This window comes from Pseudomonas putida (assembly GCF_028682635.1).
GTDB classification, from domain to species: Bacteria; Pseudomonadota; Gammaproteobacteria; order Pseudomonadales; family Pseudomonadaceae; genus Aquipseudomonas; species Aquipseudomonas putida_AE.
Genome location: NZ_JANHLK010000002.1, coordinates 292679 through 317044, shown reverse-complemented (window position 1 = coordinate 317044; position 24366 = coordinate 292679). Strand labels below are relative to the sequence as shown.

25 protein-coding genes are annotated in these 24366 nt (G+C 60.4%); 10 read left to right on the top strand and 15 right to left on the bottom strand.

From position 1 onward, the window contains the following. Window positions 1-216: 216 nt before the first annotated feature. A complete protein-coding gene (locus NPS56_RS03930; RefSeq protein ID WP_008055443.1) occupies window positions 217-1062 on the top strand; it encodes an AAA family ATPase in 846 nt (281 codons plus the stop codon). A 12-nt stretch (window positions 1063-1074) separates the two neighbouring features. Further along, window positions 1075-2253 carry a vWA domain-containing protein gene (locus tag NPS56_RS03925; RefSeq protein WP_046816791.1) on the top strand — a complete coding sequence of 393 codons (1179 nt, stop codon included), beginning with the start codon at window positions 1075-1077 and terminating at the stop codon, window positions 2251-2253. 87 nt (window positions 2254-2340) lie between these two features. On the opposite strand, the gene NPS56_RS03920 is transcribed toward NPS56_RS03925, so the two are convergent. The 4 genes from NPS56_RS03920 to NPS56_RS03905 all read right to left on the bottom strand — a co-directional run bounded on the left by NPS56_RS03920 (window position 2341) and on the right by NPS56_RS03905 (window position 6074). Beyond that, a complete protein-coding gene (locus tag NPS56_RS03920) occupies window positions 2341-3264 on the bottom strand; it encodes a biotin-dependent carboxyltransferase family protein (protein ID WP_274073550.1) in 924 nt (307 codons plus the stop codon). Next, the gene (gene pxpB, locus NPS56_RS03915) at window positions 3261-3965 is read right to left on the bottom strand and encodes a 5-oxoprolinase subunit PxpB (RefSeq protein ID WP_274073549.1); all 705 of its coding nucleotides are present in this window, start codon (window positions 3963-3965) and stop codon (window positions 3261-3263) included. The genes NPS56_RS03920 and pxpB overlap by 4 nt, the downstream gene beginning before the upstream one ends. Further along, window positions 3962-4714, bottom strand: coding sequence for a 5-oxoprolinase subunit PxpA (locus tag NPS56_RS03910; RefSeq protein WP_274073548.1), 753 nt, complete (start codon window positions 4712-4714; stop codon window positions 3962-3964). Before NPS56_RS03910 ends, pxpB begins: the two co-directional genes overlap by 4 nt. A gap of 73 nt (window positions 4715-4787) precedes the next feature. Then, complete coding sequence (locus tag NPS56_RS03905; RefSeq protein ID WP_274073547.1) at window positions 4788-6074, bottom strand: MFS transporter; 1287 nt, start codon at window positions 6072-6074, stop codon at window positions 4788-4790. A 147-nt stretch (window positions 6075-6221) separates the two neighbouring features. Here NPS56_RS03905 and NPS56_RS03900 point away from each other — a divergent pair, with 147 nt between their 5' ends. Next, complete coding sequence (locus NPS56_RS03900) at window positions 6222-7136, top strand: LysR family transcriptional regulator (RefSeq protein WP_274073546.1); 915 nt, start codon at window positions 6222-6224, stop codon at window positions 7134-7136. 76 nt (window positions 7137-7212) lie between these two features. Here the strand turns inward: NPS56_RS03900 and NPS56_RS03895 are convergent, their stop codons facing one another. From NPS56_RS03895 to ltrA, 4 genes are all read right to left on the bottom strand, one after another. After that, a complete protein-coding gene (locus NPS56_RS03895; RefSeq protein WP_130906676.1) occupies window positions 7213-7755 on the bottom strand; it encodes a DUF2937 family protein in 543 nt (180 codons plus the stop codon). Window positions 7756-7767: 12 nt separating this feature from the next. Continuing rightward, window positions 7768-8544, bottom strand: coding sequence for a class II glutamine amidotransferase (locus NPS56_RS03890; protein ID WP_274073545.1), 777 nt, complete (start codon window positions 8542-8544; stop codon window positions 7768-7770). A 32-nt stretch (window positions 8545-8576) separates the two neighbouring features. Further along, window positions 8577-9074 carry an MFS transporter gene (locus tag NPS56_RS03885; RefSeq protein ID WP_274073544.1) on the bottom strand — a complete coding sequence of 166 codons (498 nt, stop codon included), beginning with the start codon at window positions 9072-9074 and terminating at the stop codon, window positions 8577-8579. Between the two features lie 95 nt (window positions 9075-9169). Then, window positions 9170-10867 carry a group II intron reverse transcriptase/maturase gene (ltrA, locus tag NPS56_RS03880; RefSeq protein ID WP_274073543.1) on the bottom strand — a complete coding sequence of 566 codons (1698 nt, stop codon included), beginning with the start codon at window positions 10865-10867 and terminating at the stop codon, window positions 9170-9172. Window positions 10868-12102: 1235 nt separating this feature from the next. Between ltrA and NPS56_RS03875 the strand changes: the two genes are divergently transcribed. Then, window positions 12103-14157, top strand: a complete 2055-nt coding sequence (locus NPS56_RS03875; protein WP_274073542.1) for a S9 family peptidase — start codon at window positions 12103-12105, stop codon at window positions 14155-14157. A 101-nt stretch (window positions 14158-14258) separates the two neighbouring features. Then, window positions 14259-14732 carry a cyclic nucleotide-binding domain-containing protein gene (locus tag NPS56_RS03870; protein ID WP_274073541.1) on the top strand — a complete coding sequence of 158 codons (474 nt, stop codon included), beginning with the start codon at window positions 14259-14261 and terminating at the stop codon, window positions 14730-14732. On the opposite strand, the gene NPS56_RS03865 is transcribed toward NPS56_RS03870, so the two are convergent. After that, complete coding sequence (locus NPS56_RS03865; RefSeq protein WP_274073540.1) at window positions 14729-15019, bottom strand: hypothetical protein; 291 nt, start codon at window positions 15017-15019, stop codon at window positions 14729-14731. The two genes, NPS56_RS03870 and NPS56_RS03865, sit on opposite strands and share 4 nt — an antisense overlap. A gap of 95 nt (window positions 15020-15114) precedes the next feature. On the opposite strand from NPS56_RS03865, the gene NPS56_RS03860 reads away from it, so the two are divergent. The 4 genes from NPS56_RS03860 (at window position 15115) to NPS56_RS03845 (ending at window position 17339) form a co-directional block, all read left to right on the top strand. Then, window positions 15115-15801: a spermidine synthase gene (locus NPS56_RS03860; RefSeq protein WP_046816779.1), complete on the top strand. Its 687-nt coding sequence runs from the start codon at window positions 15115-15117 to the stop codon at window positions 15799-15801. Window positions 15802-15849: 48 nt separating this feature from the next. Then, on the top strand, window positions 15850-16221 hold the full coding sequence (locus NPS56_RS03855) for a YajD family HNH nuclease (protein ID WP_110966870.1): 372 nt from the start codon (window positions 15850-15852) through the stop codon (window positions 16219-16221). 189 nt (window positions 16222-16410) lie between these two features. Then, window positions 16411-16881, top strand: coding sequence for an RNA methyltransferase (locus NPS56_RS03850; RefSeq protein ID WP_046816778.1), 471 nt, complete (start codon window positions 16411-16413; stop codon window positions 16879-16881). 80 nt (window positions 16882-16961) lie between these two features. Further along, window positions 16962-17339 carry a YgaP family membrane protein gene (locus NPS56_RS03845; RefSeq protein ID WP_274073539.1) on the top strand — a complete coding sequence of 126 codons (378 nt, stop codon included), beginning with the start codon at window positions 16962-16964 and terminating at the stop codon, window positions 17337-17339. Window positions 17340-17469: 130 nt separating this feature from the next. Here NPS56_RS03845 and NPS56_RS03840 read toward each other — a convergent pair whose 3' ends face one another. Both NPS56_RS03840 and NPS56_RS03835 read right to left on the bottom strand, forming a co-directional pair. Beyond that, window positions 17470-18699, bottom strand: a complete 1230-nt coding sequence (locus NPS56_RS03840; protein ID WP_274073538.1) for a hypothetical protein — start codon at window positions 18697-18699, stop codon at window positions 17470-17472. 36 nt (window positions 18700-18735) lie between these two features. Further along, window positions 18736-19185 (bottom strand): YcgN family cysteine cluster protein, encoded by a 450-nt coding sequence (locus NPS56_RS03835; RefSeq protein WP_020797823.1) that lies wholly within the window; start codon window positions 19183-19185, stop codon window positions 18736-18738. Between the two features lie 164 nt (window positions 19186-19349). Here NPS56_RS03835 and NPS56_RS03830 point away from each other — a divergent pair, with 164 nt between their 5' ends. Further along, entirely contained in the window at window positions 19350-19943 is a 594-nt protein-coding gene (locus NPS56_RS03830; RefSeq protein ID WP_274073537.1) for a nitroreductase family protein, read from the top strand. 124 nt (window positions 19944-20067) lie between these two features. On the opposite strand, the gene NPS56_RS03825 is transcribed toward NPS56_RS03830, so the two are convergent. The 4 genes from NPS56_RS03825 to NPS56_RS03810 form a co-directional block, all read right to left on the bottom strand. Further along, window positions 20068-21000, bottom strand: a complete 933-nt coding sequence (locus NPS56_RS03825) for a D-2-hydroxyacid dehydrogenase (protein ID WP_274073536.1) — start codon at window positions 20998-21000, stop codon at window positions 20068-20070. Between the two features lie 121 nt (window positions 21001-21121). Next, window positions 21122-21415, bottom strand: coding sequence for a YcgL domain-containing protein (locus NPS56_RS03820; RefSeq protein WP_274073535.1), 294 nt, complete (start codon window positions 21413-21415; stop codon window positions 21122-21124). Then, entirely contained in the window at window positions 21412-22545 is a 1134-nt protein-coding gene (gene rnd / locus NPS56_RS03815; RefSeq protein WP_274073534.1) for a ribonuclease D, read from the bottom strand. The genes NPS56_RS03820 and rnd overlap by 4 nt, the downstream gene beginning before the upstream one ends. Before the next feature lie 153 nt (window positions 22546-22698). Beyond that, window positions 22699-24348 carry a phosphoethanolamine transferase gene (locus NPS56_RS03810; RefSeq protein ID WP_274073533.1) on the bottom strand — a complete coding sequence of 550 codons (1650 nt, stop codon included), beginning with the start codon at window positions 24346-24348 and terminating at the stop codon, window positions 22699-22701. Window positions 24349-24366: the final 18 nt, after the last annotated feature.

Genomic DNA, 24366 nt, shown 5'->3' with positions numbered 1-24366 from the left:
GCCAAAATGGCGATATCTCAATACTGGCCAGCCACCGAGACTGAGTCAAGATGTGACGCTCCATTCAGAGACTGAATAAGCCGTCTGCGTTCACAGCCGACCGGACACCGCGTTATAGTCGGGGCTGACCATTTTATTGCACCTTTTATTGCACCTTTCATTGCACCCCTGCGCCCTGCCTCGCTCAGGCCGGCGTTACCGTTCGAGGATTAGCAGATGAAGTTCGAAGGCACCCAGGCCTACGTCGCCACCGATGACCTGAAGCTGGCGGTCAACGCCGCCATCACCCTGGAGCGGCCGCTGCTGGTCAAGGGCGAACCTGGCACCGGCAAGACCATGCTCGCCGAACAACTGGCCGACTCCTTTGGCGCCAAGCTGATCACCTGGCACATCAAGTCCACCACCAAGGCTCACCAGGGCCTCTATGAGTACGACGCGGTCAGCCGCCTGCGCGATTCGCAGCTCGGCACGGAAAAGGTCCACGACGTTCGCAACTACCTGAAAAAGGGCAAGCTCTGGGAAGCCTTCGAATCCGAAGAGCGGGTCATCCTGCTGATCGACGAAATCGACAAGGCCGACATCGAGTTCCCCAACGACCTGCTGCAAGAACTCGACAAGATGGAGTTCTACGTCTACGAGATCGACGAGACCATCAAGGCCAAGAAGCGCCCGATCATCATCATTACCTCCAACAACGAGAAAGAGCTGCCGGACGCCTTCCTGCGCCGCTGCTTCTTCCACTACATCGCGTTCCCGGATCGCACGACCATGCAGCGGATCGTCGACGTGCATTACCCGGACATCAAGAAAGACCTGGTCAGCGAAGCGCTGGATGTGTTCTTCGACGTGCGCAAGGTGCCGGGCCTGAAGAAAAAACCATCGACTTCCGAACTGGTGGACTGGCTGAAGTTGCTGATGGCCGACAACATCGGCGAAGCGGTGCTGCGCGAACGCGATCCGACCAAGGCCATCCCGCCGCTGGCCGGCGCTTTGGTGAAGAACGAACAGGACGTGCAACTGCTGGAGCGTCTGGCGTTCATGAGCCGTCGCGGCAGTCGATAAGAGGCTGATGCCATGCTGCTCAACCTGTTCAATGAAATGCGCGCAGCCAAGGTGCCGGTCTCGGTGCGCGAGCTGCTGGACCTGATCAACGCGCTGAAACAGCGCGTGACCTTCGCCGACATGGACGAGTTCTATTACCTGTCCCGGGCGATCCTGGTGAAGGACGAAAAGCATTTCGACAAGTTCGACCGGGCCTTCGGGGCCTACTTCAATGGCCTGGAAAAGCTCGACGATCACCTCCAGGCCCTGATTCCGGAAGACTGGCTGCGCAAGGAATTCGAGCGCTCGCTGACCGATGAAGAGCGGGCGGCGATCCAGTCCCTTGGCGGCCTCGACAAGCTGATCGAAGAATTCAAGAAACGCCTGGAAGAACAGAAGGAACGCCATGCCGGCGGCAACAAGTGGATCGGCACCGGTGGTACCAGCCCGTTCGGTTCCGGCGGTTTCAACCCGGAAGGCATTCGGGTCGGCGATGCCGGCAAGCGCCAGGGCAAGGCCGTGAAAGTCTGGGACCAGCGCGAGTACAAGAACCTCGACGATTCAGTCGAGTTGGGCACGCGCAACATCAAGGTCGCCCTGCGCCGCTTGCGCAAATTTGCCCGTCAGGGCGCGGCGGAAGAGCTGGACATCGATGGCACCATCGACCACACCGCCAAGGATGCCGGCTTGCTGAACATCCAGATGCGACCGGAGCGACGCAACACGGTGAAGCTGTTGCTGCTGTTCGACATCGGCGGCTCGATGGACGCCCACGTGAAGATCTGCGAAGAGCTGTTCTCGGCCTGCAAGACCGAGTTCAAGCATCTGGAGTACTTCTATTTCCACAACTTCATCTATGAGTCGGTGTGGAAGAACAACATGCGTCGCACCTCCGAGCGCACCTCGACCATGGACCTGCTGCACAAGTACGGCGCCGACTACAAAGTGATCTTCATCGGTGACGCCGCCATGGCGCCCTACGAAATCACCCAGCCGGGTGGCAGCGTCGAGCACTGGAACGAAGAAGCCGGTTATGTGTGGATGCAGCGGTTCAAGGAGAAGTACAAGAAGCTCATCTGGATCAATCCGTATCCGAAGGACACCTGGGGTTATACTTCGTCGACCAATATTGTGCGGGATTTGATCGAGGACCAGATGTATCCGTTGACCCTGCGGGGGTTGGAGGAAGGGATGCGGTTCCTGTCCAAATGATCGGGTGACGGTCTAAAAGATCGCAGCCTGCGGCAGCTCCTACAGAGATCGGTGTAGGAGCTGCCGCAGGCTGCGATCTTTTGATCTTCAAACAGTAAAACGGTGCAAATACTCGACCTGCTCGCGATGGGCGACATCCTGCACCACCGGCTTCAACCGCACCTGCGCCCCCGGCAAACACTGCGCCAGCCGCGCCAACGCCAACGGCGTCAACGCCCCCAGCCGCGGATAACCGCCAATGGTCTGCCGATCATTGAGCAGCACAATCGGCTGCCCGTCCGGCGGCACCTGCACCGCGCCCAGCGGAATACCTTCGGAGATCATCGGTTTTCCCTGGTACTGCAAAGCTGTGCCCAACAAACGAATGCCCATGCGATCGGCACGGCTGTCCAGGCTCCAAGTGCTGTTGAACGCATCGAACAGGCTCTGCCCGCTGAATTCACCGATCTGCGCACCGAGCACCAGGTCCAACGGGGCCTTGAGGTTCAGGTCCGGCCGCTGGTCTGCGGTCAACTCTCGCAGCAACATCACTGAGTTACCCGAATAGCTCAGGCACGCGCCTTTGCCCAGCGCACGCCCCATGCCATCCTGGCCGCCGAGCTCCTCGCGAACCACCGTCGCGCTGCTACCCAACACCTTCGGCGCATCGAAGCCACCCGGCGCGGCCAGATAGGCTCGGGCGCCAAGCAATGGCTGGGTGAATTGCAGACGCTGGCCCTTTTGCAGCCTGAAGCTGCGCCACGGTGCCAAGGGTTCACCGTCCACGTGCGCGCCAAGATCGGCCCCGGCCAGCGCCAGCACGCATTCGTCCTCGGCCACTACGGTGAACCCGCCGAGGGTGATTTCGATCACCGGCGCATCCAGCCCGTTACCCAGCAACCAATTGGCCCAGGACATCGAACGCCAATCAGCCGCGCCACCCTGGGTCACGCCCAGGTGCCGCACACCAAAACGACCAGCGTCCTGCAACAGGCACAGCGGCGTACTCGCTTCAATCGTCAGACGGCTCATACCTGGGCCTCCACCGGCGTGTCGTCACCGCCCAAATTGATGAATTCGGCATGGCCGACCGCTTCGAAGCGCACGGTGTCACCCGGTTGCATCAGGCTGTAGCCGTCTCGGTTGCGGTCAAACAATTTGGCCGGCGTGCGACCGATCAGGTTCCAGCCGCCCGGCGATACCACTGGATAGGCGGCCGTCTGCCGTTCGGCGATGCCGACACTGCCCGCGGCGACTTTCTTGCGCGGTGTACTCAGGCGCGGTGCGGCGAGTACTTCTTCCACCAGGCCCATGAAGGCGAACCCCGGGGCGAAGCCCAGGGCGAACACCTGGTACTCGCGCTCGCTGTGACGACGAATCACCTCTTCCACCGCCAGCCCACTGCGTTGCGACAACAGGCTCAATTCCGGACCGACACTCAAGTCGTACCACACCGGCAGCACATGGCATTTGCCTCGAGTACGCGCGTTGGGCGACAAGTCGATCAACGCCTCGGCGATCAATTCCCGGGCCTGCACCGGATTCAGCGCAGTCAGGTCGTAATGCACCATCAAGGTTGTGTAGGACGGTACCAGATCGATCAGCCGGTCACCGAACGCTGCCCGCAGGCTTTCGCTGGCGGCGAGCATCCACGGCATGTTGGCTTCGGCGATCTCATCGAACAGACGCACCATCAGGCAATCGAGCGCGACCACTTCTACCCGCAGTTTCATGACGCGCCCTGCTGGTTCAAGGCTTCACGGATGCGCCGCACGGCGGCCACTGAACTGGCATTGTCGCCGTGCACGCACAGGGTGTTGGCCTGCAGGTGCAAGGCGCTGCCGTCACTGGCGGTGAGGTGATCGCCACGGGCAATGATCAACGCCTGCTCGATGATTTTCTCCGGTTCGTGATGCACCGCCCCCGGCAGCTGCCGCGACACCAGCATGCCGGCGCTGTCGTAGGCGCGGTCGGCGAAGGCTTCGAACCACAGGGTCACGCCGTATTCCTCGCCCAACTGCTGCGCGGCGCTGTTGTCGCGGGTGGCCATCAGCATCAACGGCAGGTTGCGGTCATAGGACGCCACCGCTTGCAGCACGGCGCGCAGCTGAGCCGGGTTGGCCATCATGTCGTTGTACATGGCGCCGTGGGGCTTGACGTAGCTGACCCGACCGCCCTGAGCCCGGCAGATGCCGTCGAGGGCGCCGATCTGGTAATGCAGGATGTCCTGCAGTTCCTGGGTGGCATAGGCCATGGAGCGGCGGCCGAAACCGACCAGATCCTGATAGGCCGGGTGGGCCCCGATCTGCACGCCGTGGCTGAGGGCCAGGCTGACGGTCTTGCGCATGATGCTCGGGTCCCCGGCATGGAAACCGCAGGCGATGTTGGCGCAATCGATGAAGGGCATGACTTCGGCGTCCAGACCCATGGTCCAGTTGCCAAAGCTTTCGCCAATGTCGCAGTTCAATAGCAGGCGGCTCACGCTGAACACTCCTGTAGGCTTTATTCTTTTTAGCTGTGGGACATATCCGTATGACACGCCCGCAGATTACCAGTTACTGGGCGTCGAGTTGCTTGCCACGGGTTTCCGGCAAGCTCAGGGCCGCGAGGATCACCACGCCGTAGGACACCGCCGCAAAGGCACCGATACCGACGCTCAGCGGCACCGTCTGGCTGAGCAGGCCGATCAGCAGCGGGAACAACGCCGCCAGCGCGCGGCCGATGTTGTAGCAGAAGCCCTGGCCCGAACCCCGAATGCGCGTCGGGAACAACTCGGTCAGGAAGGCGCCCATGCCACTGAAGATACCCGAGGCAAAGAAGCCCAGCGGAAAGCCCAGCCACAGCATCACACCATTGCTCACCGGCATTTGCGTGTACAGCAGCACAATGGTGAAGGAGCCGACGGCGAACAGGATGAAGTTCTTCTTGCGGCCGAGGATGTCGGTCAGATAGGCGCTGATGACATAGCCGACGTAGGAACCGACGATCACCATCGCCAGATAACCGCCGGTGCCGAGTACGCTCAGGCCGCGTTCGTTCTTCAGGAAGGTCGGCAGCCAGGAGGTGATGGCGTAGTAGCCACCTAATGCACCGGTGGTCAGCAACGAAGCGCGAATCGTGGTGAAGAGCATGCCGGGCGCGAAGATCTCGTAGAACTTCGACGGGTTGCTGGGTTCCTGTTTGGCTTTGGCTTCGCGGTAGATTTCCGGGTCCTTGACCAGGCGGCGGACGAAGATCACGAAAATCGCCGGCACGATGCCGAGGATGAACAGCGCGCGCCAGGCGTCTTCCGGCGGCATGATCGAGAACAGCAGCGCGTACAGGATCGCGGTCAGGCCCCAACCCAGCGCCCAGCCCGATTGCACCATGCCAACGGCCTTGCCGCGGTCCTGGGCACGAATCACTTCGCCGATCAGCACCGCGCCGGCGGTCCACTCGCCGCCGAAACCGAAGCCCATCAGGGTCCGTGCAATCAGCAGTTGTTCGTAGTTTTGGGCGAAACCGCAGAGGAAGGTGAAGAAGGCAAACCACAGTACCGTCAGTTGCAAGGTGCGCACCCGACCGATACGGTCGGAGAGAATCCCCGCCACCCAGCCACCGATGGCCGAGGCGATCAGCGTGCTGGTGTGAATCAGCCCGGCCTGGCCGGTGGTGATGCCCCACATGGCGATCAGCGTTGGCACCACGAAGCTGAGCATCTGGGTGTCCATGCCATCGAGGCCATAGCCGATCTTGCAGCTCCAGAAGGTGCGGCGTTCCTGCTGATTGATGTTGCGATACCAGTCGAAAGGTCCCGGGCGAGCCGTGGCTTTCGGAATGGCGGTGGTGTCGGGCGCACTCATGGCAAATCTCCGCGCTGATTTTATTGGTATTGTTCTGAGCCCCGACGACGCCTATCGTGGGAACCGGATGTGTCGATTTTTGGACGCGCCAGCGCTCTGCGTCCAACTAATAAAAACCTGCCCTAGCCATAAGAAAAACTTGATCACATGAACCTGAAGTTTCTCGAGACCTTCGTCTGGGTCGCCCGGCTCAAGAGTTTCCGCCTCACCGCCGACAAGCTCTTCACCACCCAGGCGTCGATTTCCAGCCGCATCGCCGTGCTCGAAGGCGAGCTTGGGGTGAAGCTGTTCCTGCGCGACTCACGGGGCGTGAGCCTGACGCCGGAAGGCTTGAAAGTGCTCGAATACGCCGAGCAGATGATGGACACCATGCAAGCGCTCAAACAGTCGATCGAGACCCGCTCCTGCAAGGCCGGTCGCGTGCGCATCGGCGTGATGGACACGGTGATCCACACCTGGCTGAGCCCGTTGGTGGCGCAGATGACCGATCACTACCCGCTGGTGGAAATCGAACTGGTGGCCGATACCTCGCTGAACCTCTGCGATCAGCTGCAAAAAGGCTTTCTCGACGTGATCCTGCAAACCGACCTGCTGCGCCAGGAAAGCGTGCGCAGCCTGGAACTGGCCAGCCACCCCATGGGCTGGATCGTCGCCAGCAATTCACTCTACAACCGCGACTACTCAGGCATCGCCGACCTGGCCAATGAGCGGATCATTACCTACTCGAAAAACTCCCATCCCCATCAGGAAGTGCTCGCGCTGATGCAGGCCAACGGCGTCATCGCGCCTCGGCTGAACTGCGTGAACTCGGTCTCGGCGATCACCCGCCTGCTGCGCGACGGCTTTGGCATCGGCGCATTGCCACCGGTGCTGGTGGCCGAGGAACTGGCGCGGGGTGAATTGACCTTGCTGGACATCGACCAGCGACCACCGGACCTGCAAGTGGTGGTGTCGTGGCGGGTGGGCGTGGAATGGGTCGAGGAGATTGTGGCGTTGTGTCAGCAGGTGCTGGAGGGCTATGCGCGCCGGGTGGGGGAGAATTACATCGTTTTGCAACGTTGACCTGTAGGAGCTGGCTTGCCAGCGAAGGCGCAATGCCTGACACACCGCATCACTTGATTCGCTGGCAAGCCAGCTCCTACAACCCGCGCAAATCCCGCTCTTCGATCGGCCGGCTCTGGCGCAGACGCTTGCCGCCCAACACCACCCAATCGATCAGGCGGAACAGGCACTCGATCCCGAATGACAGCAGCAACGCCCCGCTCATGCCCCAGATCATCGCCTCCGGGGTCAGCAGGATCTGGTAGCTGTAGCCATTCCAGGTTTCCTTGCGAATGTCCGGATCAGCGGCCAGCACCACTTGCAGGAAGCGGATGTACCACGGCCCTTGCATCGCCTGGAATTGCTTGTCCAACGCCACCTGGCGGCTCAGCAGGTTGCCCAGGCTGTCGGCGTCGCTGCGAAAGATCGGGTCTTCACTGGCACGATAGTGGGCGACCAGGGCCTGCATGTCGCCCTTGAAGAATTGATTGGCGGTGTTCTGGAACCCGCTCAACCCGGCCTGCGCTTCGATCAGGTGGGCTTCGACCCGCTTGGCGTAATCATTGATGAACCCCGGCACCTGGACACCGATCAACAGGCCCGCCGCGAACAACACCAGCCGTAGATAACTGAGCAACATGGGGGATGATCCTTATTCGGTCCTGCCCTGGCTGACGCATTCGCCGCGTCGCCACAGGCTCCATTGGCCTGGCTCGTAGCGGGTCCAGGTTTCATTTTCGGTCAGGGGTTCGGTGGCGATCACCGTGACCACATCGTTGGGCGTGGTTTCGGCCTGGAAGTCGACGATCACATCGACGTCCTTCAGGCGCGCCGGGCCGAACGGGGCACGACGGGTGATCTGCGCCAGCTTGGTCGAGCAATAGCAGAACAGCCAGTCGCCATCGCTGAGCAGGCAGTTGAAAACACCCTTGCTGCGGTATTCGGCGCAGGCGGCGACCAGGTCCGGCAGCAGTTCCTCGACCTCCACCGGCTCCGGAAACGCTGCCCGCACGCGGTTGAGCAAGTCACAGAACGCCGCCTCGCTGTCGGTATCGCCAACGGGGCGGTAGAAGCTGGTCGTGGGTTGAAAATCCGCCAACTGGCCATTATGGGCGAAGCACCAGTTACGCCCCCACAACTCGCGCACGAAGGGATGGGTGTTGGACAGGCAGACCTTGCCGACGTTGGCCTGCCGGATATGCCCGATCACCACTTCGCTCTTGATCGGGTAGCGCTGCACCAGGTTCGCCACTTCCGACTCGCAGCTCGCCGCCGGGTCCTGGAACAGGCGCAAACCCCGGCCTTCGTAAAAAGCGATGCCCCAACCGTCACGGTGCGGCCCGGTACGCCCACCACGCTGCATCAGCCCGGTGAAGCTGAACACGATATCGGTCGGGACATTGGCGCTCATGCCCAATAACTCACACATGCTTGGACTCTCGCTTCATGGCAGGGGCACGGTTACAGACGGGGTTCGACGCGCATCCGCTGGGGATTGCCCGGCACAGGCGGACGACCGTAACGATCATCGCCGGCACCGCCGAAGGGGTGATCCTCTTCCGGTTCGTCGGCACGAAGAGCAGCCTGGGCGGCGGCGGCCTGTTCCTTGCGGGCCCTGGCGCCACGTTCGAGGATAAAACGCGCCCCGGCGAACACCAGGTAGATGCCAAAAGCGATCATGCCGTACATGAACAGGTCGGAAATCGCCCGCCATGCGTTGTTGCCGACCTTGAACAACAGGTCAAGGGCCGTGATGGCAAGGGCCGGGGCCACTTTTTCCTTCACCGGGTCGATGATGGTCGGGCTGAACAGCAGTACCGCCACCAGTAAACGCAGGGGCTCGCGCAGCCAGCGCCACATCCAGCGGGTGATGCGCATCCACACCAGCAGGCAGCCCAAAGCGGCAAAGGCGTAGAGGCCCCAAGCGATCAGATAGTCGTTCTCGGTCATGGTGTCCATGGCAAGGCAGGCAAGTCGGGTAGAGACAGGCCATTACTGGCCTGCCTCCCCCTAAGAACCGTACGTGCGCCTTTCAACGCATACGGCTCAAGTCTTTAGAAAGCCCCTTGCGGAGCCGGTTTGTTCACTGTCAATCCACGGCTGTGAAGCTGTTGGTGACAAATAGGATGCAATAGTACCCGGTTATCCAGGGTGTCTCTACCGCCATGAGTGCGGTGGATAATGTGATGGTCATGCCATCCCGTTTCCTTCGTAATCGGTTGTTTGCACATCAGACACAGTCCTTTCTGGCTTTGATAGAGACTGAGAATCTGTTTGCGATACTTCAGCTTTTTCAGCATCTGTGCCGTCCGCAGCTTCTCGCCCATTTCTTCCATGGAAGGGTCGAAGGGGTTGTACTCCCCACTAACCTTCCTGTGTCGTTCGATCGGTGTACTCGCAAGCGAATACAGAGCGACCTCCTTTTTTGTCCCGTTTTCCTCCAACATCGTGGTGGCAAACACCCAACTTCTGCTTCCTTGAGTTCGGAAATACTTCTTCCCGATCCATTGCAGTGACTTGTTCGGGTGCCGCCGCTTTGCCCAACGCCATAGAGCATAAAACAACAAATTATCCATGCGGCTGTAGGCCTGCTTGGCTACTACAGGCTGGTGATACAGCGCCCAGCCTTTCAAGATGGGATTGAGCAATCGAATCAAATACTCCTGCTTCGCCATCTTGTTGGCGTCGATGACCTCCTTCACCTTGTGATAGAACGCCTTGACGTTCTTCTTACTCGGTTTGATCAGAAGCTTCCCGTCGTACTTACGGAAATTCCAACCCAGAAAGTCGAAGCCTTGATCGGTATGGACGATATGTGTTTTCTCAGGGGATAACTGCAACCCGCGTACTGCCAGGAATTGCTCCACCCAAGGTCTGATTTCGCTTTCCAGTACCTCTTTCGAGTTTCCAGTAATCACAAAATCATCCGCATACCGCACCACGTTGATCTTCAGCTTTCTGGCCCTTGTCACGCCCAGATACTGCTTGAGCTGTGTTTCCAGACCATCGAGCGCCATATTTGCCAAGGTAGGCGAGATAATCCCGCCTTGTGGCGTACCAGCATCCGTTGCCTGTAGCTGGCCTTTATGAATCACGCCAGCCTTCAACCATTTCCGAAGAATCGCTTTGTCCGTAGGGACGTTGTCGAGCATCCAGTCATGATTAATGTGATCAAAGCAGCCTTGTATGTCCGCCTCCAGTATCCATTGGGCCGAAACCTTCTTGGACAGGCAAACAAACAACTGTCCCATCGCATCCGCCGTAGAGCGTTCGATCCTGAAGCCGTAGCTGTTCGGATCGCCCTTGGTTTCTGCAATGGGTGCCAGAGCTAGCAAATACAGCGCCTGCATAGCCCTGTCAGTCATGGTTGGGATACCCAAAGGGCGTTCCTTCCCATTCGACTTCGGAATGAACACACGCCGTAAAGGTCGTGGTTTATATCCGTGACGCTTCAACCCATTTGCCGCTTTCCATTTTGCGTCGGGTGTATCCCAGAGCACGCGGTCGACTCCCGCCGTGCGCTTACCCTGGTTTTCAGTGACTCGCCGTACGGCCAAGTATCTGGCCGATCGAGAGCGGGTCAGCATCCGTTGCAGGGCTTTCACCCTGCGCCATTTGCCTTCCCGACAAGCCTTCGCAATCCGCACCTGCATTGCCCGAACATTCCGCTGAACACGACACCAATCGATGTCATGCCATTGTTGCGGAGTGCCGGAAAGCGCAGACACGGCCATTTGGCTGTGCTCTATCATGCTGCCTTCCTCTCAAGTTTCCCCGAGCAGAAGACGTACGCATCCCCTGACGGGAATGGACGCTCCCGTCAGGGTTGGATTAGTAGGAGGCCCAATACTGCGGGTCTCTAAGATCATTGAGACAGGTTCAGTCAGAGTTCATGCGACGAAAGACCACGCAGAAGTCTGCCCGGTTTCCCGTGAGGTAATGTCCCAACCCCTATCCGAGCCATTACAGCCCGGCTTTCGCTTTCTCTGCGATCCCATACCCGCACAGCCAACAGATCCCCTTGCGGTTCACCTGCCCGAAGGCGGCCATACGGGCTTACCACGTTCCCTGCCTATCACACGATTGGTTTAGGGCCTGCCTTTTCACCGATGGTCCTATGACGACGTACCTCAAGCCTCTACAGAGGTATCCGACCACGTGCCTTTTGGCTCAAGCCTGACAGCAGTTTTGGCTTGTTCATAATTACGGCGTTTATCAGCAGTTCACTTACGTTACCCATACCAACCAGCCTAGCGTCTCAACCCGGCACTGCTCCGAGTATCTATGCTTTACCTCGCGGCAAAAGCACACCCTGACGGGGACTACATTGTGAGAAGAGCTTCACACCTCACCGTTATCAGTGACGCATGTCTTCCTAGGCTATCGTTGGTCGCACAACGAGTCCGCTGCCACCTTGCGAGCAAGGTAGATGGACAATGACAGACAGAGCTTTCGCTCATGTCTCCGGTTTGATGTGAGCAGGGACTGCCGAGGCAGCATGCCCAAAGAAATTGTTACCTCCTGTTTCAAAAGCAGGAGGGAACCCCAGCGGGGATTCTCTCCCGCATGGGTTTAGCCCTGAACAGGGCTGATGTGTAGTAGGCACTCCAGTACCGGAAAATCTGGTACTGCGGTCGAGCTACCGAGCGCTAATCGACCTTGAGTTTGCCACCGCCGCTGCGGCAAGTCCTTGAAGGCATTGGACTTCTGGGAGGGTTTTGTTTCTTGGGGTTGGGTACCCAAGCTCTTGGCTTCCTTTCGGAAGCCCTTCAAGATGACTCTACACCTCGAAGTCTTGGAGACACGCTACGCGTGTCGCACAGAGGCGCTTATGATAACGGCTTTTCGTCCATCAGGCTCTTTCATGTAGGAGCTGCCGCAGGCTGCGATCTTTTGATCTTGAAAAAACAAGATCAAAAGATCGCAGCCTGCGGCAGCTCCTACAGGTTGCGCCCCCCCTATTCAGTATCTTGTTCGAGAGACCTTCATGCCCCTATCCGCCAACGTTTCCGACGCCCCGATTGCCCGCAAGGCCGAAGGATCCGACCCGTACGCCTGGCTGCAGGAGCGCGACAGCGCAGCGGTGCTCGACTACCTCAAGGCTGAAAACAGTTATCAGGAGGCGCAAACCGCCGATCAGGCCGGGTTGCGCGAAACCCTGTTCGAGGAGATCAAGGGCCGGATTCTCGAAACCGACCTGTCCCTGCCCTCGCCGTGGGGACCCTACCTGTATTACACGCGCACCACGGCCGGTGACGAATACGCCCGTCACTACCGCTGCCCGCGTCCGGCCGACGACAGCCTGGTCCTTGATGAAAGCCGGGAGCAACTGCTGCTGGACCCGAATGAACTGGCCCAGGGCGGCTTCTTTTCCCTCGGCGCGTTCAGCATCAGCCCCGATCACCAGCGCCTGGCCTACAGCATCGATTCCACGGGCGACGAGATCTATACGCTGTTCGTGAAGGAATTGTCCGACGGTCGCGTCAGTGAGCTGGAGTTCCAGGACTGCGACGGCAGCATGACCTGGGCCAACGACAGCCTGACCCTGTTTTTCGGTGAGCTGGACGACACCCATCGCCCGCACAAACTGTTGCGCTATCGCCTGGACGGCACGGCGGCCGAAGAAGTGTTCCATGAAACCGACGGCCGCTTCTTCATGCACTGCTACCGATCGAGCTCCGAACAGCAATTGCTGCTGTCGGTGGGCAGCAAGACCACCAGCGAAGTCTGGGTGCTGGATGCCAATCACCCGCAACGGCCCTTTACCTGCGTCGCGCCGCGCCAGGAAAACCATGAGTATGACCTTGACCACGGCGCGCTCGACGGCCAATGGACCTGGTTCATCCGCACCAATCGCGACGGCATCAATTTTGCCCTGTACACCGCCGTCGACAGCGGCGTGGCGCCGACCGAAGCCGACTGGCAGAACCTGATCCCTCACAGCGACACGGTGATGATCGATGGCATGAGCCTGAACGCCGGGGCCATGACCCTGAGCCTGCGGGTCGGCGGCTTGCCGGTGATCGAAGTTCACCCCCAGGACCTGCCGAGCTATCGGGTGCAACTGCCGGACGCGGCCTACAGCCTGCACGTGCAGAACAGCCTGGAATTCGTCAGCGAGCGGATTCGCCTGCGCTACGAAGCGTTGAACCGTCCGGCGCAGATCCGCCAACTGGAACTGGTCAGCGGTGCGCAGCAGGTGCTCAAGCAAACCCCGGTGCTGGGCCCGTTCGACGCCGACGCCTACGTCAGCCAGCGCCTGTGGGCCACGGCGCCCGATGGCACGCAAGTGCCGATCAGCCTGGTGGTCAAGCGCGAAGCACTCGGCAAGCCGGTTCCGCTTTACCTGTATGGCTATGGCGCCTATGGCGAAAGCCTCGACCCGTGGTTCTCCCACGCGCGCCTGAGCCTGCTCGATCGCGGCATGGCGTTCGCCATCGCTCACGTGCGCGGCGGCGGTGAACTGGGCGAAGCCTGGTATCGCGCCGGCAAGCAGGAGCACAAGCAGAACACCTTCAGCGACTTCATCGCCTGCGCCGAACACCTGATCGCCAATGGCCTGACCACCGCGCCACAACTGGCGATCAGCGGCGGCAGTGCCGGCGGCCTGTTGATCGGGGCGGTGCTTAACCAGCGACCGGAGCTGTTTGGCGCCGCGATAGCCGAGGTACCGTTCGTCGATGTGCTCAACACCATGCTCGACCCGGAGCTGCCATTGACCGTCACCGAATACGACGAGTGGGGCAACCCTGAAGAGCCGGACGTGCACGATCGGATCAAGGCCTACGCGCCGTACGAAAACGTCAGCGCCCAGGCTTATCCGCCGACCCTGGTGATCGCCGGCTACAACGACAGCCGTGTGCAGTATTGGGAAGCGGCCAAATGGGTGGCGAAATTACGCGCCACCAAGACCGACACCAACCCGCTGCTGCTCAAGACCGAACTGGGCGCGGGGCATGGCGGGATGAGCGGTCGCTATCAGGGATTGCGTGACGTAGCGCTCGAATATGCATTTTTGTTCAAGGTATTGGGTGTTGCCTGAGGAACTTGGCGCGGTGCTCCGGTCTTAATGCCGGACACCGCAAGCCGATACAACACTGCCCGCTCCCACAGGGTTCCGTACAACAAAAAAGACCGCACGACATGTCAGAACCCACCTTATTGAACAACGAAATCCGCAACTGGCTGATGGACTGCGGCCTGTTCAACCAACTGCTGCCGGCGGAATTCGCCGCGGCTTCGGGCTATTTCAGCCTCAGCACCATTGTCCAGGGCGAAGAAATCTTCCACGAGGGCGATGCCGGCAGCTTCATGTGCATCATCCATACCGGCCAGGTGGCGGTGCAGAAGACCACCAGCGACGGCCAGCAGGTGACCATCGCGACCCTGCGCAGCGGTCGCTCGTTCGGCGAAATGGCCGTACTCGACGGCGAACGCCGTTCGGCCAGTTGCGTGGCGGCGAGCAACTGCCAGTTACTCAACCTGGGCAAGGATTCGCTGGAAAAGATGCTCAACGAGGCACCGAAAATCGCCGCCAAGATCATCCGCGCCCTCGCCGTCTCGCTCTCCAAACGCTTGCGCATGGCCGATGGGCAACTGCTGTCGCAGCACGTCTAACCGCCGGGCGACTTGACCTTCGGCGGGTTCTGCTCGATCCCCGGCACCGGCTGGTCCTTGGTCGGCGGGCTCGGCATCTCGATCGGCACCAAGGGTGGCCCGCCACTGCCCGGGCCTACTTTCGGCAGGGGTGCCGGGCTGATCTGCGGATACGGCGTGGGCGTTGCGGTGCCCGGCGAACCGGGCATTGGCGCGGGACTGATCGGCATGGTCTGCAACTGCTGGGCCTGCACTGCAGTTATCGAGAGCGCGGTCAGGGCAATGGCCGTTAGAATGGTGCGCTTCATCAATGGCTCCGTTGGCCTTGTGGTCGATTGCAGGCTACTCCCAACTGCGCCGGTTTGCCTTCCCCTGTGCTGCCATTTTTCCTCAAGTGAGCCCCATGAAACGTTTTGTTCTGCTCGATACCGCCCCTATTCCCGAGAACGGCGGTGCCCTGTGCCTGTTCGAGTACGGCGAGGATTTCGTCATCAAGATCCAGGGTGGTGACGGCGGACAATTGATGAATACGCGCATGCACGGCTCCGAGGATGCCCTGGCCGAGATCCCCTGCCGCAAGGTCGCAGGAAGACCGAACTCGCGGGTGTTGATCGGTGGCCTGGGCATGGGCTTCACCCTCGCCTCGGCGCTCAAGCACCTGGGCAAGAGCGCTGAAGTGGTGGTCGCCGAACTGGTGCCCGGCGTCGTGGAGTGGAACCGCGGGCCGCTGGGCGAGAAAGCCGGCAACCCGCTGCAAGACCCGCGCACGGTGATCCGCCTGGAAGACGTGGCCAAGGTCCTGCAGGCAGAGCCGCAAGGTTTCGACGCGATCATGCTCGACGTCGACAACGGCCCCGAAGGCCTGACCCAGAGAGCCAACAGCTGGCTCTACTCCGCCGGCGGCCTGAGCGCCTGCGCCAAGGCCCTGCGACCAAAAGGCGTGCTGGCGGTCTGGTCGGCCAGCGCAGACCGGCAGTTTTCCGACAAACTGAAGAAAGCCGGTTTCAAGGCCGAGGAAGTGCAGGTCTTCGCCCACGGCAACAAGGGCACCCGCCACACCATCTGGATTGCCGAGAAGCTCAAGGGCTGAGCTAAACTGCGTGTATACCGTCATTAGTCATTCAACAAAGGTGAACCCATGAGTTCGTCCACCCCGACCAACACTTCGAAGCTGGACCGCATCCTGGCCGATAACCAGCGCGACAAGGAAATGGGCTATCGCGACAAGGCCCTGAAGATGTACCCGCACGTGTGCGGCCGCTGCGCCCGTGAATTTTCCGGCAAGCGCCTGAGCGAACTGACCGTGCACCACCGCGACCACAACCACGACAACAACCCCCAGGACGGTTCGAACTGGGAATTGTTGTGCCTGTACTGCCACGATAACGAACACTCGCGTTATACCGACCAGCAGTATTTCGGCGAGGGCTCGCTGAGCACGCCAAAAATCGCCAAGGCGACGCACAACCCGTTTGCGGCGTTGGCGGGGTTAATGAAGAAGGACGAATGATCTTCACCGCCTGACCCGGCCTCATCGCCAGCAGGCTGGCTCCCACACTGGATCTCTGGTGCACTGAAAATCCCCTGTGGGAGCCAGCCTGCTGGCGATGGCGGCCGCGCCTGCACCGTCAATCTCCAATCTGACCGCAGCTCCTCAATCCCCGTATAATCGCGCTTTTTCCTGAAAGGCGCTTCGCTCGTGGCAGACAAACGGTACAGCTGCATTGGTTTGTATAACCCCAAATCACCGGAGAACGTCGGTTCGGTGATGCGCGCCGCTGGCTGTTACGGCGTGGCGTCGGTGTTCTACACCGGCAAACGTTATGAACGCGCCGCCGACTTCGTCACCGATACCAAGCGCGTCCACTACGACATCCCGCTGATCGGCATCGACGACCTGAAGAAAATCCTGCCCCTCAACTGTGTTCCCGTTGCCGTGGAACTGGTCGACGGCGCCCGCCCGTTGCCGGAGTACACCCACCCGGACCGCGCGCTCTACATCTTCGGCCCGGAAGACGGCTCGCTGGATAAAGAGATCCGTGACTGGTGCGAAGACGTGGTCTACATCCCGACCACCGGCTGCATGAACCTCGCTGCCACGGTCAACGTCGTGCTCTACGACCGCATGGCCAAGGGCCTCAACACTCGCTCGGGGCCGAAATTCCGCTGAATCGCCGCACATCCGATGGAACAAGTGGCCTGCTCCGGCAGTCAGCTTATCTATCCACTACTCAAGCCTGGAGTCAGATCATGAGCGAACTCAAACGCGTAGAGCGCATCGAATCCACCCCGTTCCAGACCCCTTCCGAGCAGAATGTCCATGGCTGGGAACGCATCGGTTCATTGGCGGGTGGCGTGGTCATGGTCGGCAAGGGCTTGCGTCGTGGCGGCCTGTTCGGCCTGATTCAGGTGGCCATCGGCGGCGTGGCCCTGGCCCGCGGCATCACCGGCCACAGCTCGGCGAAAAGCCTGCTGGAAAAAAGCCGCCAGGACATGAACAACGTGCGGGCGAAGATTCAGCGCGCGGGCGAAGAGTTGAACCGGCTGAAAGCCAATGCCGAGGCAGCGACCAACACCGCGACCGTCACCGGCAACGATTCCTTGAAGTCGCCTAAAACCGGGGTTTGATCGGGAATTTGCGCTAAGGCTTATGGCCTCATCGCCAGCAGGCTGGCTCCCACAGGGGATCTTCTTTGTTGCGCAGATTGTGTGAACAGCGAAGATCACTGTGGGAGCCAGCCTGCTGGCGATGGCGGTGTTACTGAAGCAACCCGGTGTCCAGGACCTTGGAAGACTCACCAAGCACGCTCTCACTGAGCTGTACGAATTCCTTGGTATCAATGCTCCCCAGATGCATCGCCCCGCGCAGCACATCATCCAGCGAACGCTTGTTGCGCGTCTTCAGGCGAATCTCGCGATCCAGTTCCTGTAGCAACAACACCGCCTTGGCCACCTGCGCCGCACTGATCTGCTCGCCGCGCAAGCTGGTGACTTTCTGGCTGTCCTTGACCAGCTTCCCGTGCAAGCCCTCATACCGCTCATCACTCATGCCACCGGCCCGGCGCACCAGTTCGATGGCGTAGTATTCGGCAAAACCTTCACTGATCCAGTCGCTGCGCTGCTGATCGTTGATTCGCCCGAACACCTGGGCCAACTCGCGCACAACCGGGCTGGTCCCGCTTTCGCTGACCAGCGGCAGGCGACTATTCAGGTAGATCGATTCGTGCGCCGACAGGCTGCCGCGCCACATCGGATCGTTGGCGCCGACAATCAGCAACTTGGTCGGGTGACGAGGAAACACCGCCTGTACCTGGGGCCAGACAAACGTCAGCAGCGTCAGCACATCCATGCGCCGCATGCCCTGGCCACGCGGTGAAGCGACGGTGACTTCGGTTTCGCCCAAGCGGGTGCGACGGCTGCCGAGATGCCCGGCGAGCATCCAGCCTGTGGGCCGGTCGAACAGCCGGGAAACGTTATCGATGCGGAACTTGTTCTTGCCGATGCGCGGCCAGGCGGTTTCGACGCTTTGCCAGCCAGTGGGCAACTCGAATTCAAGGCGTGAAACCAGCTCGATGCCGTCCTGCTGATCGAGCCTGGCTGGCGGCACCAGATCGTCACCGCGCATCAGTGCCCAGGTCGGGGTCATGCGGGTGTCGAAGCTGCCGCTCTTGCGCCCGTGACTGATCTTTACCCGCCAGGTCAGGCTGGCCTTTTCGGCCGCCGGGCGCCACACGCCGCGGGCCGGCTTGCCCTCGGTCAGCTGCCATTGGCCGTCGGCCTTGAAATCGCTGTAGTGACTGCCGTCGCCGAGGTCGAAATCCAGGCTGCGGACCGCCGCGCCCTGGGCCAGGGTCAGGCGTACTTCAGCCTGGTCGCTTTGCGGCAACAGGCGCACGTGGTAATCCAGATCGACTTTCTTCGCCGCCCACACGGGCGCGCTCAGGGCGCACAACCCAACGACCAGCGCCCGCCGCCATCCCACAGCCATACACACTCCTTCGTGAAATCTTGAACTGCGCTGCGCTTAACCTGCGCGGAAAATCAGATGGTCTTCCCAATCCTCTTCGGCCACGCTGCCTTCGGCGAGCATGCGCCCGGACTGGGAAATACGTTCGTGGTGCACCGCGTCGCGATCACCGCACACCAGGTGATGCCACAGCGGCAGGTCCTTGCCCTCGCTGACCAGGCGATAGCCACAGGTCGGTGGCAGCCATTTGAACTCGTCGGCCTTGCCCGGTGTGAGCTGGATGCAATCCGGCACCGAGGCGCGACGGTTGGGGTAATCGCTGCACTGGCAGGTTTTCAGGTCCAGCAGTTTGCAAGCGATGCGCGTGTAATAGACGCTGTTGTCGTCTTCGTCCTCGAGCTTTTGCAGGCAGCACAGGCCACAGCCGTCGCACAGCGATTCCCATTCCTGCTGATCAAGTTGATCGAGGGTTTTGCGTATCCAGAACGGTTCTACTTTGGCGGCCATGGTTCGAGCATCGACATCAGGTGGTGAAAAGGCCGCCAGTCTAGTGCCCGCAGCCCCGCGGGCCAAGCATTGGCGACTGCCGGTAGAACACGCTTGTCAGTTATCGCGCCGCCAAGTAGGGTTTTGCGTCGCTCCCACTTTCAAACGTAGCCAGGAATCTCTTGATGAGTGCCAACCCACGCGTTGCCGATTATGTCATTCACCCTCAGTTCACCGATCGCTGGTCGCCCCGCGCCTTCACCGGCGAAAGCATTCCTGAAGAAACCCTGCTGAGCTTCTTCGAAGCCGCGCGCTGGGCACCGTCGGCGTACAACTCGCAGCCTTGGCGGTTTCTCTATGCGCGTCGCGATACGCCGAACTGGGAGCGTTACCTGGGCCTGCTGAATGAATTCAACCGCAGCTGGGCGCAACACGCCTCGGCACTGGTGATCGTGATCTCGAAAACCACCTTCACCGCGCCTGGCGCCAGCGAAGAGACCCCGGCGCTGTGGCACACCTTCGACACCGGTTCCGCCTGGGGCCACCTGGCGCTGCAAGCCAGCATCAGCGGCTGGCACACCCACGGCATGGCCGGTTTCGATCAGGAACTGACCCGCAAGGAGCTGAACATTCCTGAAGGCTACGCCCTGCATGCGGCCGTGGCCGTGGGCAAATTGGGGGATAAAGCGACGCTGGCGGATTACCTGCAGGCGCGTGAAGAGCCGAGCCCGCGGCGTCCGCTGAGCGAGTTGGCGGCTGAAGGCGACTTCACCCTCTAAGCCACAACGCATATCTACTGTAGGAGCCGAGCTTGCTCGCGATAGCGGTGTCACAGTCAACGATGATGTTGAATGTGATGGCCTCTTCGCGAGCAAGCTCGGCTCCTACAGGTTTAGCGTCAACTCAGTATCCGCGATTGAAATCCACTTCCCCGCGCAACGCTTCACCCGCCTGATACGCCCGCAGGTTCGCGACAAACAGCTCCACCATCAGCGACGGTGAGGTGGGCGCCGAGCTGTGGCCCGTCAGCAGCAGGCCAAAGGCCGTCCAGAACGGATGACGTTGCGGCAGCGGCTCCTGGCGACAGACGTCGATCACGGCGCCCACCAGATGGCCTTCCTTCAAGGCTTCCACCAGATCCGCATCCACCACCGCCACACCGCGCCCGACGTTGATGAACAAGCCGCTCGGCTTGAACTGCTTGAACAGCGCCGCATCGTAGATATCGTGGGTGTTCGGTGTATTTGGCAGCAGGTTGACCACATAATCCACTTCACCGACCAAGCGTGGCAGATCCGCCAGCGAACCGACTTCGATAAAGGGGGCCTGCTCACGGGCCTCACTGGCGATGCCATACAACTGCACACCAAAAGGCACGAGGAACTGCGCCACCGTCTGCCCGATATCACCGGTGCCGACGATCAATACCTTGCGCCCCGCCAGGCTCTGGCCATGACGACTGTCCCATTTGCGCTCGACCTGGCTGACCAGCCGCGCCAGCACTTCACGTTCGTGGCCGAGCATGTAGGTGAGCACGTATTCGGCCATGACCTGACCGAAAATCCCCACCGCGCGGGTCAGGCGATAGTGCCGAGGCAAGCCGTCGGCCAGCAGCGGCGTGATGCCCGCCCAGGTCGACTGCAGCCATTGCGGCTGATGGCCCTGACGCAGCAGGGTCGCCAGCAAGTCGGGCTGGCCGAGCCAGACCGGGCAATCGGCCGCCAGGCGTGCCAGTTCGGCGGAATCGCCGCTGGTCAGTACTTCCACATCAGGCGCCGTCTCTTGCAACAGTCGGGCGTACACCGGGTGGTCGTGTTCAGCAATCAGGACGCGCATGCTTCAAACCTTTCGAAAAACAGTGCAGACGGCCGCCGACAGAGTCCTGCTCCGTCCGTGCGGCCATCGCCAAAATCATTCCAGTGTTGATCAAGGCTTCGAACCGAAGCCCGTCTGTCGATCACATGGGATCGTTGCGTCGCAGCAATTCTTCCGGCAAGTGTTCGATGTATTCCTCTTCCGCCGGCGGCATTTGCAGGTGGTAGCCCTGCTTTTCGAGGTTATCCAGCACGACGGTGATGTCCTCGCGCGACAATTTGCGCTCGGGGCTCAACACCAGGTCGAACGCGTGGATAGCTTTGCCGAAGGCGGCCATCAAGGGTTCCGGTACACGCTCCAGGGCATCGCTCTTGAGCACATAGAGGTACATCTCGTTTTTCTTCGAACTACGGTAGATCGAGCAAATACGTTTCAAGGCTGTTCTCCGGCGGTGGCCAGGCTGTCGAGCAGCGCCTGGCCCATCAATTCGCGGCGCCAGCCACGCAATGAATCAGGCAATTGGTAGGGACCATTGGGGAAGCCGCTCTTGAGCAGCGCTTCCAGGGTTTTCTTGCGCAGCATCACCTCAGGCGCGATGTTCAGGCGTTCGCCCTCGGCCTGGCCGATGGCCTTGAGCCGCTTGAGCAGCGCGGCGGCGTCCACCGGCAACGGTTCAGGCACGGCGGGCGGCCATTGCTCCGGCGACACACTGCCAGAGCGCTTGATCAGATCAAGCAGAAACTCGCCGTCCTGACGCACGGTACGCGGGTGCATGTCTTCGATTTTCGCCAGTGCACCGAGGTTGTCCGGCTGGGTGCGCGCCAACGGCCACAGCGAATGCTCGCGGATGATGCGGTTGCGCGGCAGGTCGCGGGCACGCGCCTCCTGCTCGCGCCAGGCGCACAGCTCACGCAACACGGCGAGTTGCGCGCGGGACAGCTTCCAGGCCAGCTTGGCGTCGCGATAGACCTCGTACGGGTCGATCTCGCGGCGCAGGTTGGCCACCAGCTCCGCTCCGTCTTCCAGGACCCAGGCGTATTTGTCGTCCGAGAGTTGCGGGCGCAACTTGACGAAGACTTCCGCCAGGTGCACGGCGTCTTCGGCGGCATAGCTGATCTGGGTTTCGGAAAGCGGACGTTGCAGCCAGTCGGAACGGGTTTCGCCCTTGGGCAGGTCGATGCCCAGCACTTCCTGCACCAGCCGCGAATAGCCCATGGAGAAACCCAGGTTCAGGTAAGCGGCGGCCAGTTGGGTATCGAACAGCGGCGCCGGCAGGCTACCGGTCAGGCGCAGCAGGACTTCGAGGTCTTCGCTGCACGCATGGACAACCTTGACCACCGCCGGATTTTCCAGCAAGGCGGCCAATGGCTGCCAGTTGTCGATGGTCAGCGGATCGATCAGGTAGGCACGTTCGCCATCGCCGACCTGCAGCAGGCCTGCGATCGGATAGAAGGTGTCGACCCGCATGAATTCGGTGTCGAGGGCAACGAACGGCAGCTGCTGCCACTCGGTGCAAAACCGACCGAGGCTATCGTTGTCGCGAATCCAGTGAATATCGATGGCCACACGGCTCTCCCTTGAAGAATGGCGCGCAGTATATATCGCCCTCGACGATTTCCGCGCATTCACTGAACAAGAGCTTTAGCGAAAATGCCTTCCTGATCGTAAGAATAGTCCGGCAAACAAGGCCTAACCGACCTTTCCCAGCCATCTAAACTCTCACCCCTTGGCCAGCACGCCATCGATTGCGGCTCTGCGGCACCCGGCAAACATATCCAGGTCCTGGTTATAAACTTGGCTGTTGACCTCCAGCAGCCCCAGCATCGAATGGAACAGGTTGTCCTGGCTCAAGGGCTTTTCACGACTCAGTTGCAGGCAATGGGTGTCCACCGAGAACGACTTCTGATAGCTGTCGGAGAACCAGGCCAGCATCGCCACATGTTTCTGTTGATCCGGTGCAAGCATGTAAGGCGTGCCATGCAGGAACAGGTTGTATTCGCCCAGGGATTCGCCGTGGTCCGACAGATACAGCATCGCGGTATCGACTTTGTCCTGGTTGCTGCGCAGCAGATCGATCAGGGTCGACAACACATGGTCGGTGTACACCAGGGTGTTGTCGTAGCCGTTGATGATGCTTTCGCGGCTGCAGTTGTTCAGTGCATTGCTCTTGCAAACCGGAGTAAAGCGTTCGAATTCCTTTGGATAACGTTTGTAGTACTCCGGACCGTGACTGCCCATCTGGTGTAGTACCAGTACCGTGTCCTTATCCAGGGTGTCGATAAAATGCTGCAGGCCTTGCAGGAGGATTTCATCGCGGCATTCACTGTTGGCGCACAACACCGGGTTTTTCAGGTTGCTGAGGTCGTCGAGGGTGACCCGATCGCAAGTCCCCTTGCAGCCAGACTGGTTGTCACGCCAGATCACGTCGAGACCGGCACGCTTGAGCACATCCAGCAGGCCTTCTTCGTTCCTGGCCTTGCTCGCGTTGTAATCCTTGCGTCCCATGTTGGAAAACATGCAGGGCACCGACACCGCTGTTTCAGTGCCGCATGACTTCACGTCGGTAAAGGCGATGAGCCCGGCTTCCTTACCCAGCATCGGTGTGGTGTCGCGGTTGTAGCCCAGAATGCCGAAGTTCTCTGCCCGGGCACTCTCCCCCACCACCAGGACCGTCAGCGACTTGCGAGCATGGGATTGCCAGGCAGAATCGCGCCGGGCATCTTCACCGACTTTGACAAAGGGCTGGCGTGCCGAGGCGACCTGCTCGCGCAAGTAACCGGCGGAGGCACCAATATAGTTGCTCGGAACCACCATCAGGCGCAGTTCGTGGTGATTGCGAAACAATGAAGACAGGCCCTGATAGTTAACCAGTGCAACACCACCAATGACCGCCGCCGAGGCAACAGTCACCAGTGCCTTGCTTAATAACTCCCGATGCCAGCGGCGGTAATTAACCGGCGTTTTCCACAACAACCAGGACGGCAGCACACCAAGAAAAACAATATAAGCCAGCAACTTCAAAGACAATAAGTCGCGCACTTCCGTGGCATTGGTTTGAGCGAAGTTGCGCAACATGCCAATGTCGATCAGGACACCGTATTGGCCCATGAAATAAGCGACGCCGGCACTGATCATGAACAGCAGGGTAAGCAGGGGTTTGAGCACCGGCCGGAAAGCCAGCAAGGTCAGGACAATGTTGAAGGCCGCAAGGATCATCGCCCCGAACGCCACGCGCAGGACGATGCCTTTACCGTCAGCCGTGGTGATATCGAAGAGGTGCTGCCACAAGACAACATTGAAGGCGGTCAGTAAAAAGGCGCTAGCAATCAGTGTCACCCATTCCGGGTGCACGGCTTTAATCTTCAACATGATTTTCGGCTGTTCCTG